Origin of the sequence: Tardiphaga sp. 839_C3_N1_4, from assembly GCF_051811045.1 — a bacterium.
Classification (GTDB): Bacteria; Pseudomonadota; Alphaproteobacteria; order Rhizobiales; family Xanthobacteraceae; genus Tardiphaga.
In genome coordinates, this window is sequence record NZ_JBPWQD010000001.1 from 5,509,201 (window position 1) to 5,521,468 (window position 12,268).

Sequence of the window (12,268 nt, forward strand, 5' to 3'; positions counted from 1 at the left end):
TTGCGGCTGCAAAGGCCCGGTCATTCGCGCTTCATAGTCGCGGAGGACGGTGCGGCCGTTCCTGGAAACCCGGTTTGCTCCCATGGATATGTCCTATCTCCATCACTTTGGCAGCGCCGCAGCCACGATCTTCGTGGTCGCGACCGCCACGATGCGGACGATGATTCCGCTGCGGGTCTTTGGCATCATGGCCAATGTCCTGCTAATCGCGATCTCGATCCCGACCCACAACTATCCGACCATGGCACTGCATGCGGTGCTGCTGCCACTCAACATCTACCGCCTGCGCCAGATGCTGCAATTGGTCCAGGATGTGAAAAAGTCGGTGAATTCGGACCTGTCGATGGAATGGCTGAAGCCGTTCATGACCAAGCGTCCCTGTAAGGCCGGTGAGGTGTTGTTCTACAAGGACGAGAAAGCCGAAGACATGTTCTATATCGTTAGTGGCCGCTACCGTCTCGTCGAATCCGGGATCGAATTGCCGGTCGGCGCCATTGTCGGTGAACTCGGCATGCTGTCGCCCTTGAACGAACGCACCCAGACGTTGGAATGTATCGAGCCCGGCATGGTGCTCAGCGTCAGCTACAGCCAGGTCGAAGAGCTGTACGTGCAGAACCCGGAATTCGGTTTCTTCTTCCTGCGTCTCGCCAGCGCGCGATTGTTCGAGAATATCGACAAGCTGGAAGCGCGTCTGATGAAGCAGGACGCGCCCGCATTGCCCATGGCGCCGCAGCACGCATAAGCATCAGGACGTCCCGTGGCAGGTTTCATCAACGTCATCCGCTCCACGCTCGCCGAGCTGGCGAACAGGAGCGAACCTGCAGCGCCGGTTTTGCCGGTGGGGCTGCCGGCTACGGTGCGTCCTGTGGCGGAAGATGGCGTGGCCCTGTTGATCAACTATCAGAGCGCAGTCTACGCGCAGCTCTACAGCGACCGGCTGCGTCGCTTTGTCGGACGGCGCAACGTCAGCGACGAACTGTTTAGCGAGATTGCGCGGCTGCTCGCGATGCGCATGAGCTATCACGATCCGATCCGCATCGCGCAGCTCAAGCTGCAGGAGCCCGTGATGCCCGGCCGGCCGCCGGTCGTCGACAGGCGGCGTTTTCGCCTCGACGAGTTGGTGTCGGCATTGCCGGAGATCGTCGGCGATCCCCTGATGTGGGCGCTCGAGCGCATCTATTGTGCGCATCGCACGGTGCCGATCCGTTTCAGCAAGGCGAGCATCTGGGGCATCAAGCGCCTTGAGTTCGAATCCTGGCTGCGACGTTGGCGCCTGTTGTCGACGCGTTATGAAACCGAGCGGGTCTGGGTCGAACGCTGGCTGCACATGATTGATCGGGCACTGACCAAGCAGCCGGACGCGGCAATGGCCATCGTGCAGACGGCAACTATGATCGAAGGTTACGGCACGGGCTATCGGCAGGGCATGGCCGCCTGGCATCAGATCATCGACGGACTGGCCAAGCCGGCTTTCGATGGGACGCTGGTTATCAACGATCTGGCGGACGCGATCACGCGTGCCCGTGCGGTGCCGCGCGACCCGAAGGGTGACCAATTACGCAAGGCGATCGGTGAGCTCCGCGCGCATGCCGTCCTGAACTAGCGAGAAAGTGGAACGTGCGCGGTGTTTTCCCGACCAGGCTGGCTCTGCAGGAAGCGGTGGGTTTTCGGTTCCGCGGCGTGCATTCCCGGTTTCGGAGTGTCATAAATAGGGCGAGTGATCGGGCCGGCTGAGGGGCCAGCCTGTCGTGACCGGTGAGAGGGACGTCAGCTTGTTGTTTCCTGCAATGTCGTCGTCGATTGCTCTGGGCGGGCTCGTCGGGTGGATGCTCGTCCTCACCGTCAAGCACGTGATAGCTGATTTCCTGCTGCAAAACGCCTGGATGGCGATAGGCAAGGATCAACGGACCGGATGGGCGCTGCCGCTGCTGGCGCATTGCGCGATCCATGGTGTGCTGACGACGCTGTTCATTGCCGTTGTACAACCCAAGCTCTGGTTCCTGGGACTGGTCGACTTCGCGATCCATATCACCATCGATCGGCTCAAGGGCATCTGCGTCTCGCATTTCGGTGTGACGCAGGGCCATCGCTGGTTCTGGTGGCTGATCGGCATCGATCAGGCACTGCATCACCTGACCGACTTCTTCCTGGCCATCTTCATCGTCGCCAACAGCTGATGCGCGTTTGAACGCATCGAGTTCCAATGTGGCGGTAGCAGGGCACGGCTGCCACATTTCAAACTGTTACTCAAGAGTCGCACGCGGCCATTAAGGCTGTTGGTTAACCCTGCGTTAGGAAATTCAACCGCATCCTCATTAACGAGGAGAAACCCCATGCGGTCCAGCCGTCAAGCTTTTGAGAACGATTTTTGCCCCGTCGAGGAAGATCTGCTCGGTGCAATGTATCGTGCAAATGAAAATGGCCTGCCCCATCTCGTGGCCAGCGTTTCATCCGATGTCCGCGCGATGCTGGCTCTGTTCTGCTATCGCCGCAGTCATCTTCACGCTTTGGCAATCTCGATTGCATCGAGCTGCAGCGAGCGTGAGCTGATCGAATTCGGTGGCCGCGTTGGTTCCACGCTCTACGCGCTGTCACACGACACCGCCGTGGCGCGTCCTTCTGTGTCGGCCTATCACAACCGCAAGGCCATCACGCTGTCGACCAAGCCGCTCTCGACGCTGGCGCCGATGGATGATGATCTCGACGACGAGCTGGATGACAAGGAATTCGCTCACGCCGTCACGGCGTAAGCTGACATCAACTACTCTGCGGCTGCCAGAATTGGCAGCCCGTGCCGGCGCCGCGCCATGGCGCATTCGGGATCGCCAGGCATGCAGGTTCGGCACACGTCCGGCCTCACAGCATAAATCCCGCAGGCTGTTGCCTCTCCAACCTTTCCGGTCAATGCGCTGCAGCGGTCTCCGTCGCAGCGCATTCCCGATTCACGATCGTTGACATATTTGGCCGGGATCAGATCGAGATCGGCGTCGTCCTCGATGGTGAAACGCGGCCAGTTGCTGGAATACGAACAGCACGCGCCACATGCCTGGCACGGGCTGGCTTCGCTGATCGTGGCTGCGTCACTTGTCATGCCGCGGTTTATCGCGATCGGGCGGGTTTCACCAGCGGCGTAGATGCAGGCTCGGCTGTTTCAGGTATCCTGTGGCCGCTCCCAGCTCAGCGTCTTGCGCCATTTGCTGCGCAGCGTTTCACGTCGTTCCGGGTACTTCTCATCGAGGAAATGTGCCTCGATCGCTCGGTCGGTTCGAAAACTGCGGAAATCCTTGCGAAGCTCGCACCACGCCGCCAGCAGCCGCACGGCTTCCAGATAACCCACCGCGATCGGCCAGACGATGCGCTCGCTGTTGCGACCGGCTTCGTCCCGGTAAAGCAGCCGGACCTTCTTGCCCGCATGAATATGCGCGCGCATCTGCACCATATCCATACTGTCGGCGGCGCCGTGGAAATCCGGCCGCGCCCGGCTCGCGGGTTCGAGCACGAAGGGGCGCAGGCGCTCGGGCACGGTGTCCGCGATCTTCGCGATGAGATCCTGTGCCGCCTTGGCCAATGCCGGATCGGCGTGCCCCATCACCCATTGTGCGCCGAGCACGGCGGCTTCGATCTCGTCGGGCGTCAGCATCAGCGGCGGCATGTCGAAGCCGCGTTCGAGGATATAGCCCATGCCGGCTTCGCCGCGGATCGGGACGCGTTGCGCCATCAGTGTCGCGATGTCGCGATAGATCGTGCGCTTGGACGTTTCCAGTTCGGCGGCAATGGCATCCGCCGTCAGCGGCTTCCGCGTGCGCCGGAGTACCTGAATGATCTGAAACAGGCGGTCTGCGCGTCTCATCGTCGTCTCTCTGTCCGTGTTGGTCCGCTATCGATGCTGACAGCATGTTGGCAGCAGGGGGCAGTCATACAGGACCCAGGTTCAAACGAACGAAGGATTCTGCAATGACCGCTTTCGATAGCCTCGAGGCATTTTCGCATGATGACCGGCTCTGGCGCATCCGGGCATGGCTCCTGGAACGCGCCATTCTCGCCCTGTCGGGCGACCTCCGCTGGGCCCTGATCGGGCTCGGCTGGCGCATGGTCTCCACCGCGGCGGTCCAGGCGCGCGCTTGGGTCGCCAGCGTCATCCGGCGTGACGGCTGCTGACACCACGGTGGCAGCAGCAACTGCCTAGTCTCTTGTCCTTATCACTTGGAGAAACCACATGATCGTCCTTCACGGCGCAGGCGCGGGCTTCGGCCTGCCGGAAATCAGCCCTTTCGTTACCAAGACGGAAGTCCAGCTCAAGATGGCCGGCTTGCCCTATCAGAAGCAACCGGCACGGCCGCAGGATTCGCCGAAAGGGCAGATGCCCTATATCGACGACGGGGCTGAATGCATTGCCGATTCCACATTTATCCGCGCTTACATCGAACGCAAATATGACGTCGATTTCGATAAGGGCCTCGATCTGGCGCAGCGGGCGCAGGCCTGGGCCATCGAGCGGATGATCGAGCATCATCTCTACTGGTCGCTGGTCGGCGTTCGCTGGGTCGATGCCGATAATTTCGCCAAGGGACCGTCGCATTTCTTCGACGGCATTCCCGAAGCGCAACGCGACGAGATCCGTGCATTCGCGCGCAAATCCGTCATTCAGAACCATCTGGCGAACGGTCTCGGCCGGCATCCTGCCGATGAAGCGCTGCAACTCGCGGATCGTTCGCTGATGGCGCTATCGGTGCTGCTGGCCGGAAAGTCTCACCTGATGAGCAACCGCCCGGCCGGTGTCGATGCGACCGCGTTCGGCGTTCTGGCCGGGATCATGTCGCCGTTGTTTCCGTCGCCCCTGCAGCGTCAGTTGCACCGCTACGGCAACCTCATCACCTACGTGGATCGGATGATGGAAGAGTATTATCCCGAACACGTCTGGCAGTGCAGCGTCGCTGCCTGACGCTGCGTGGCCTTCAATGCGGCGACGCTGAGTCCTTCAGCGTCGCCAGCTCGGCTTCAAGCTCCGTAATCCGCGCATCGCGCGCTGCCAAGGCTGCGGCGACATCGGCGGCATCGAATTTCTGCGGGATATGCTGCGGACAATTGGTATCCCATGCAGCGATCGTGAACAGGATGACCTGCTCTGGCTTCGCACGATAACCTTGTGGCATCAGCGATCGCATCAAGGCCGGGTCGTCCTCGACCACCCGCGCGGTGCCCCAGAGCTTGACCCGGCGGCGATGCGCGTAATCCATGATGAAGATGTTGGCCTTTGGATTCTCGGCCAGATTGCCCTGGGTGATGTATTGCCGGTTGCCGTTATAGTCCGCGAAGGCCAGCGTCTGTTTGCCGAGCACCTTCACGAACCCCTTCGGTCCGCCGCGATGTTGCATATAAGGCTGGCCGTCAGCGCTGGCGGTAGCCAGAAAGAAGCTGTTCGCCTCGGCGAGAAACGCTGCGAGATTGTCGTCGACCTCGGTGCGCCAGCCGCCGTTTTCCTCGACATGCGCATAGCCGGAACGCGACCCCTTGCGGGTCTGGATCGCCTTGACGGTCGGCGTGAAGGCAATGTCGCTGGAATAGGTGTGGATGTCTGACATGACTTACTCCCTGATTGGAGCTCGGAACGGGATACGTCCCCGCTAGCCCTAAGTTGGCTCTCTCCTCGCATAAGAACAATCATCGGAATTGACACTTCATTGTTGCGGGATATGAAATGGTTCGATGGATCGCATCGAAGCCATGACCATCTTCGTCGCCGTGGCGGACCTGCGGGGGTTCGCGCCCGCGGCCCGCAAGCTCGGACTCTCCGCGTCGGCGGTCACCCGCATGGTGGCGGCGCTGGAGGAGCGTCTTGGCGCCCGCCTGCTGCAGCGGACCACGCGCTCAGTTATGCTGACCGATGTCGGCGCGCGCTATCTGCAACGGGCGCGCCAGATTCTCGCGGATATCGAGGAGGCCGAAGGCTCCGCGCAGGCCGAACGGGCCCAGCCGAGCGGGCGTCTGGTTGTCTCCGCACCGGTTGGCTTCGGACGCCTGCATGTCACGCCGCTGATCTCGGCCTATCTGCAGCGCTACGCGGACGTATCCGGCGAATTGCGGCTGACCGATCGTATGGTCAGTCTGGTTGAGGACGGGATCGATGTCGCCGTCCGGATCGGTCATCTCCCCGATTCTAGTCTGGTGGCGCGCCAGGTCGGCAGCATGCCGCGCGTCGTTGTGGCGTCGCCGGATTATCTGGCGCGACGCGGCCAGCCAAAGACGCCGGACGACATCGCGAAGCACGATACGATCCAGTTCGGTGCCATCGCATCAGCGCCGGAATGGCGCTTCGTGCGGGATGGCGACGACATTCGCGTCACGCATATGCCGCGTTTCACGACCGATGTTGCCGATGCTGCCATTTGGCATGCCGAGCATGGTGGCGGCCTGACCCGTGTGCTGGCCTATCAGGCGGCAGACGCGTTGGCGGCCGGGCGCCTCAAGCGCGTGCTCACGGAGTTCGAGCCGCCGGCGGTGCCGATCCACATCGTCTATCCGACCTCGCGACTGCTGTCGGCGAAAGTGCGCGTCTTCATCGATCTCGCCGCCGAAACCAGCCAGTGGGATTTTAGCAAGCGGTAGCCGCCACTAAGTCTTTGGTGGTGCCACGCTGAACGTGCCATTCGCTCGGGCGCAAGGTTCGCCATCCGCCGTGATCAGCGCCTGCGCAAAGCAAAGGCGCTTGCCGGTCTTGATGACCTCGGGCTCGATCTGCAGCCATTGTCCGATCTGCGCGGAGCCGAGAAAATCGGCGGACAGATTGACAGTCACCAACCGCGTGCCGCCACCCAACACATGGCCGCAGCTCAGGCCCATCGCATTATCAGCCAGCGCGGTGATCAGCCCACCATGCGCCATGCCCCGCGAATTGGTGTGCGCTTCGGCGATGTGGAGACCGAGGATGACATTGGTGTCGGTCACCTTGGAATAGATCGGCTCCCAGGGGGCGGTGAGGGGGCTCTTGCGATGGTGCGGCGTGAAGCCGTCGGGGATAGCGGTGTCGGTCATGGCGCACTCAAACCCGAAATGCGGGCGAAGGACAGACCAACAATGTTTTAAACGGGGGCTGGCAGGATGTTTAAAACAGGCGCGATGGCGGCAATGACTATAACACTGTCATTGCCGGGCTTGACCCGGCAATCCATCTTCTGCACAGGCGCGGGCAAAAATGGATACGCGGGTCAAGCCCGCGTATGACGTCCGAATGTGGGAAGGTTTAGTCAAGCTTCGCCTCAGTAAGGCAATCCGACATAATTTTCCGCCAGCGACGCCGTCGCGACATCCGAATGTACGACATAATCCAGCTCGGCCTGCTGCAGCTTGGTCCCGAAACCGTCATTGTCGGGGAAGCGATGCATCATCGAGGTCATCCACCACGAGAAGCGCACGGCCTTCCAGACCCGCTTCAGCGCGACCGCTGAATAGAAGTCGAGACCGCTCGAGGATTTCTCATCGTAGAATTCGCGCAGCGCCATTGACAGGTAATGGACGTCGGAGGCCGCAAGGTTGAGCCCCTTGGCGCCGGTCGGCGGCACGATGTGGGCGGCGTCGCCGGCCAAAAAGAGCCTGCCGAAGCGCATCGGCTCCGCGACAAAACTACGCAGCGGCGCGATGCTCTTTTCCAGCGATGGGCCGGTGATAAGGCTTTCGGCGGCCTCCGTGTCGAGGCGGCGGCGCAGCTCGTCCCAGAACATGTCGTCGGTCCAGTTCTCGACTTTTTCGTCGAGGGAACACTGGACGTAATAACGGCTGCGCGTCATCGAACGCATCGAGCACAGCGCGAAGCCGCGTTGGTGATTGGTGTAGATCAGCTCATGCGACACTGGCGGCGTATCCGAGAGCAGGCCGAGCCAGCCGAACGGATAGACGCGCTCGAAGGTCTGTACGGCGGAGGCCGGAACGCTCTGGCGCGAGACACCGTGGAACCCATCACAGCCGGCAATGAAGTCGCAGGCGATCTCGTGGCTTACGCCGTCCTTGACGTAGCGGACGCGGGGGCTTGTGCTGTCGAAATCATGCAGGCTGACATTGTCGGCATCATAGACCGTGGTCAGCCCGGCCTTGTCGCGGGCGTCCATCAGGTCGCGGGTGACCTCCGTCTGGCCGTAGACTGTAACGACCTTACCGCCGGATGCCTTCTTTAGGTCGAGGCGGTGGCGAATTCCGCCGAACAGAAGTTCGATCCCGTCATGGACCAGGCCTTCGTGATGCAGGCGCTCGGTAATCCCCAGCTTTTCCAGCAGGCCAACGGTGCCCTGTTCGAGCACGCCGGCGCGGATGCGGGCGAGGACATAGTCCCGATCCTTGCGCTCCAGAATGACGTTATCGATCCCATAGGCATGCAATAGTTGCCCTAGCAACATTCCAGCCGGACCAGCTCCAATGATGGCAACTTTTGTTCGCAACGCTTGCTCCCGCGGTTGATATAGGCTCTGTCGTCCGACTGAGTTGACAAGTCAAGCGGGGTCGCGACACTGGCTCCGCAACGCGTGCGATCGCACCGCTTGCAAGGATGATTATAACATATAACAATATTCGCAAAGGGCCATTCAAGGTCCGGTGAACAAGTTCGATAGAACACGTTCGAGAGAACACGTCCAAACGGACGTTAGAGGGAGAGACAATGAGGAAAGCAATTCTCGCATTGCTGGCGGCTGGCTGCATCATGCCAGTACTCACGCCCGCGCAGGCGCAAGACAAAACCGTCAATATGAAGGTATCGCTGTGGGTGCCGCCGGCGCATCCGCTGGTGCCGGCCACGCAGGCCTGGGCCGCCGATATAGAGAAGGCCTCGGGCGGCAGCATCAAGATGTCGGTGTTCCCTTCGGAACAGCTCGGCAAGGCGTTCGACCATTACGACATGGCGCGCGATGGTATCGCCGATATCACTTACGTGAATCCCGGCTATCAGCCCGGCCGTTTCCCCATCGTGGCCGCAGGCCAGCTGCCCTTCGTGTTCTCAGACGGCAAGAAGGGCACCCTCGCGCTCAACGAGTGGTATCAGAAATACGCCAAGACCGAGATGAAGGACACGAAGCTGTGCTTCGCTTTCATCCACGATCCCGGATCGATCCACGGCAAGAAGAAGATCGTCGTGCCGTCCGACCTCAATGGCGTGAAGGTCCGCCCGGCGCAGAGCACCATCGGCGAAATGGTCAAATTGTTCGGCGGCACCAATGTGCAGGCCTCGGCGCCGGAATCGCGCGATGCGATCGAACGCGGCGTGGCGGACGAGATTGCGTTCCCGTGGGGCTCGATCTTCCTGTTCGGCATCGACAAGGTGGTCAAGTATCACATCGACGTGCCGCTCTATTCGACGGTGTTCACCTACAACATCAACCTCGCCAAGTATAATTCCATGTCCGCGGCGCAGAAGAAGATCATCGACGATCACTGCACGCCGGAATGGGCCTCCAAGGTCACCGATCCCTGGGTCGACTTCGAAGCCAATGGCCGCACCAAGATGAAGGCGCTACCGGACCACGAAGTCTACAAGCTCACGCCCGAGCAGCTCGCCGAGTGGAAGAAAGGCGTCGCGCCGCTCAACGCCGCCTGGGCTGCGGCTGTGAAGAAGGCTGGCGGCGATGCCGATGCCATCGATGCAGACCTCAAGGCGATGCTGAAGAAGCACGACGCGGGGCTGTAGCTTTCCGCCGAGTCCGTTGATCGCACGGACCTCTCACCACGTCATGGCCGGGCTTGACCCGGCCATCCACTTTCCTTCGCCACCCAGAAGATGAATGCCCGGGTCATCTAGTGAAGTTCGCTTCGCGCTGCCCGGGCATGACGATCGAGAGGGCGGAGGCTGGCTTCTCCTCTTGAGCATTGTGACATCGACGATGACCGCCACGTCCGAAATCTCCCAATCCAGCGCCCTCGGCATTCCGCCGGATCCGCCCCGCAAGAACGTAATGGATCGCTTCATCGATTCCATCGAGTGGATCGCCGCGTTCTTTGTCGGCATCGTCGCACTGAACACTTTCATCGCGGTGTTCATGCGCAAATTCTTCGCGGTCACAATCCCCGATTACTACAATATCGGCCAGTTCATGCTTGGCGTGCTAATCTTCTGGGGCATCGCCGCGACGTCCTATCGCGGTGCACACATCACCGTCGATCTGGTCTGGGCCAATGCCACGCCGAAATATCAGCGCTGGATCGATGTGTTCGCAACCTTGGTGCTGCTTTTCGTCGTGACCGTGCAGACCTACACGCTGTTCGACAAGGTCGTGGACACTTATTCAAGCCACATCGTCACCATGGATCTGCAACTGCCGGTCTGGCCGTTCTTCCTGTTGTCATGGATCGGCGATGGCGCTGCAGTGCTGTTGATTGCGATCCGCACCTACCGGCTGATCTTCCATCCGGAAGAGATGCATGAACCCGAAATCAAGACGGCAGAGTAAGTCGCATGGATCTCAGTAACGAAGCGGTTGCCGTCATCGGCTTTGTCAGCCTGTTCGTGTTGATGCTGTTGCGCGTGCCGGTGGGCATGGCGATGGGGCTCGTGGGCATCACGGGCTTTGGCTATCTCACTGGTTTTGCGCCAGCGCTCAAGCTGGTCGGCCAGACCACCATGCGCACGGTGACGGACTATTCCTTTGGCGTGATCCCGATGTTCCTCCTGATGGGTGCCTTCGTCTCGGTGTCGGGTATCAGCCGTGAACTGTTTCGCGCCGCCAACACCTTTGTCGGCCACTGGAAGGGCGGCTTGGGCATCGCGACCATCGCAGCCTGCGGCGGCTTTGCCGCGATCTCCGGCTCGTCGGTGGCGACAGCCGCGACATTCTCTGCCGTTGCCTATCCGGAAATGCGGCGCTTCAATTATCCGCAGAGCTTCGCCACCGGCGTCATCGCCGTGGGCGGCACGCTCGGTGCGATGCTGCCGCCGTCCACGGTGCTGGCGGTTTACGGCATCATTACCCAGCAGGACATCGGCAAGCTGTTCATCGCCGGCATCGTGCCGGGCCTGCTCGCTATCGTCATGCACATGATCACCATTGCGATCATCGGCGTGGTCAAGCCGGGCTTCTTGCCGGCTGGCCCGAAGGCGTCATGGCGTGAGCGCGCCGCGGCGATCCGCGATGTCTGGTCGCCGTTGTTGCTGTTCGTCTTCGTGATTGGCGGCCTTTATGGTGGCTTCTTCATCCCGACCGAAGCCGGTGCGGTCGGCGCGGTCGGTGCCTTCATCATCGGCGTGCTGCGCGGCAAGCTGAACAAGGACGGCATCCTGCAATCGCTGTTGCAGGCGACGCGCACCGCAGCGGCTGTCTTCACTGTGCTGATAGGCGCGCTGTGTTTCGGTTATTTCCTCACCATTACGCAGACGCCGCAGCACGTCACTGAATTCCTTACCGGTTTGGGCATCGGCCCCTATGGCGTGCTCGCGCTGATCCTCCTGATGTATCTGGTGCTGGGCTGCCTGATGGATGCCATGGCCATGGTGATCCTCACCGTGCCGATCGTGTTTCCGGTGATCATGGCGCTTGGTTTCGATCCGATCTGGTTCGGCATCGTCATCGTTATGACCGTCGAACTCGGCCTGATTCACCCGCCGGTCGGTATGAACGTCTTCGTCATCAAGAGTGTGATCAAGGACGTCAGCATGTCGACGATATTCAAAGGCGTGCTGCCATTTGTGGTTACCGACCTGATCCGTCTCGTGCTGCTGATCCTGTTCCCGCTAATTGCCACCTGGCTGCCGATGCGGATGATTGGATGACATCATGACGACACCGCAGCTTGCGACGAAACATGTCTTCAGCCTGTCGATCAAGGTCGGCACGCCGATCGTGGCCGGCGATCTCGGACATGGCATCCGCCGGGTCATCCCGGTCCTTGGCGGCACCGTGCAGGGCGAGGGCATCAAAGGTACGATCCATTCGGGCGGCGCCGATTTTCAGATTATCCGCCCGGATGGCTTTACTGAGCTTGAAGCGAAATACACGTTCGAACTCGATGACGGCGCTGTTGTCTATATCGAGAATATCGGCGTCCGCTTTGGCCCGAAGGACGCGCTTGATCGCATCGCTCGGGGCGAGGCCGTCGATCCCGCTCTGATCTATTTCCGCTCGGTGCCGAAATTCGAGACAGGGCATCCCAAGTATCGTTGGTTGATGCAGAACCTGTTCATTGGCGTCGGCGCACGGCATCCCGACCGTGTCGAGCTTGCGGTACATCAGGTGCTGTGAGGCCTGCGCAGTCGGACCGCGCTTACTTTCTCCAACTTCGTGTTGTTAACTCC

At 60.8% G+C, this 12,268-nt stretch carries 16 protein-coding genes; 11 read left to right on the forward strand and 5 right to left on the reverse strand.

The features are described from left to right. Positions 1–82: 82 nt before the first annotated feature. The 4 genes from AB8A38_RS26400 (at position 83) to AB8A38_RS26415 (ending at position 2,750) form a co-directional block, all read left to right on the forward strand. Complete coding sequence (locus AB8A38_RS26400) at positions 83–742, forward strand: Crp/Fnr family transcriptional regulator (protein WP_089265467.1); 660 nt, start codon at positions 83–85, stop codon at positions 740–742. Between the two features lie 15 nt (positions 743–757). After that, positions 758–1,603: a DUF6537 domain-containing protein gene (locus AB8A38_RS26405; protein ID WP_315843330.1), complete on the forward strand. Its 846-nt coding sequence runs from the start codon at positions 758–760 to the stop codon at positions 1,601–1,603. A 169-nt stretch (positions 1,604–1,772) separates the two neighbouring features. Continuing rightward, positions 1,773–2,177, forward strand: a complete 405-nt coding sequence (locus AB8A38_RS26410; protein ID WP_068735395.1) for a DUF3307 domain-containing protein — start codon at positions 1,773–1,775, stop codon at positions 2,175–2,177. A 156-nt stretch (positions 2,178–2,333) separates the two neighbouring features. Then, a complete protein-coding gene (locus AB8A38_RS26415) occupies positions 2,334–2,750 on the forward strand; it encodes a hypothetical protein (protein ID WP_068735003.1) in 417 nt (138 codons plus the stop codon). Positions 2,751–2,761: 11 nt separating this feature from the next. Here AB8A38_RS26415 and AB8A38_RS26420 read toward each other — a convergent pair whose 3' ends face one another. Further along, entirely contained in the window at positions 2,762–3,091 is a 330-nt protein-coding gene (locus AB8A38_RS26420; protein WP_315843329.1) for a YkgJ family cysteine cluster protein, read from the reverse strand. 60 nt (positions 3,092–3,151) lie between these two features. Continuing rightward, the gene (locus tag AB8A38_RS26425) at positions 3,152–3,850 is read right to left on the reverse strand and encodes a helix-turn-helix transcriptional regulator (RefSeq protein WP_068735007.1); all 699 of its coding nucleotides are present in this window, start codon (positions 3,848–3,850) and stop codon (positions 3,152–3,154) included. Between the two features lie 104 nt (positions 3,851–3,954). Here AB8A38_RS26425 and AB8A38_RS26430 point away from each other — a divergent pair, with 104 nt between their 5' ends. Further along, positions 3,955–4,158 carry a hypothetical protein gene (locus AB8A38_RS26430; protein ID WP_439087931.1) on the forward strand — a complete coding sequence of 68 codons (204 nt, stop codon included), beginning with the start codon at positions 3,955–3,957 and terminating at the stop codon, positions 4,156–4,158. A 58-nt stretch (positions 4,159–4,216) separates the two neighbouring features. Further along, complete coding sequence (locus tag AB8A38_RS26435; protein WP_315843327.1) at positions 4,217–4,942, forward strand: glutathione S-transferase family protein; 726 nt, start codon at positions 4,217–4,219, stop codon at positions 4,940–4,942. A gap of 13 nt (positions 4,943–4,955) precedes the next feature. Here AB8A38_RS26435 and AB8A38_RS26440 read toward each other — a convergent pair whose 3' ends face one another. Then, entirely contained in the window at positions 4,956–5,582 is a 627-nt protein-coding gene (locus AB8A38_RS26440; protein WP_439087932.1) for a pyridoxamine 5'-phosphate oxidase family protein, read from the reverse strand. A gap of 124 nt (positions 5,583–5,706) precedes the next feature. Here AB8A38_RS26440 and AB8A38_RS26445 point away from each other — a divergent pair, with 124 nt between their 5' ends. Next, entirely contained in the window at positions 5,707–6,606 is a 900-nt protein-coding gene (locus AB8A38_RS26445; RefSeq protein WP_439087933.1) for a LysR family transcriptional regulator, read from the forward strand. A 6-nt stretch (positions 6,607–6,612) separates the two neighbouring features. On the opposite strand, the gene AB8A38_RS26450 is transcribed toward AB8A38_RS26445, so the two are convergent. Further along, a complete protein-coding gene (locus tag AB8A38_RS26450) occupies positions 6,613–7,032 on the reverse strand; it encodes a PaaI family thioesterase (RefSeq protein WP_439087934.1) in 420 nt (139 codons plus the stop codon). A 224-nt stretch (positions 7,033–7,256) separates the two neighbouring features. Continuing rightward, positions 7,257–8,429: a 4-hydroxybenzoate 3-monooxygenase gene (gene pobA, locus AB8A38_RS26455; RefSeq protein ID WP_315843323.1), complete on the reverse strand. Its 1,173-nt coding sequence runs from the start codon at positions 8,427–8,429 to the stop codon at positions 7,257–7,259. A gap of 218 nt (positions 8,430–8,647) precedes the next feature. Between pobA and AB8A38_RS26460 the strand changes: the two genes are divergently transcribed. The 4 genes from AB8A38_RS26460 to AB8A38_RS26475 all read left to right on the forward strand — a co-directional run bounded on the left by AB8A38_RS26460 (position 8,648) and on the right by AB8A38_RS26475 (position 12,215). Then, entirely contained in the window at positions 8,648–9,670 is a 1,023-nt protein-coding gene (locus tag AB8A38_RS26460) for a TRAP transporter substrate-binding protein (protein WP_315843322.1), read from the forward strand. 265 nt (positions 9,671–9,935) lie between these two features. Then, positions 9,936–10,430, forward strand: a complete 495-nt coding sequence (locus tag AB8A38_RS26465; protein WP_315844212.1) for a TRAP transporter small permease — start codon at positions 9,936–9,938, stop codon at positions 10,428–10,430. A gap of 5 nt (positions 10,431–10,435) precedes the next feature. Continuing rightward, the gene (locus AB8A38_RS26470) at positions 10,436–11,746 is read left to right on the forward strand and encodes a TRAP transporter large permease (protein WP_089265454.1); all 1,311 of its coding nucleotides are present in this window, start codon (positions 10,436–10,438) and stop codon (positions 11,744–11,746) included. 4 nt (positions 11,747–11,750) lie between these two features. Beyond that, positions 11,751–12,215, forward strand: coding sequence for a DUF3237 domain-containing protein (locus tag AB8A38_RS26475; protein WP_439087935.1), 465 nt, complete (start codon positions 11,751–11,753; stop codon positions 12,213–12,215). Positions 12,216–12,268: the final 53 nt, after the last annotated feature.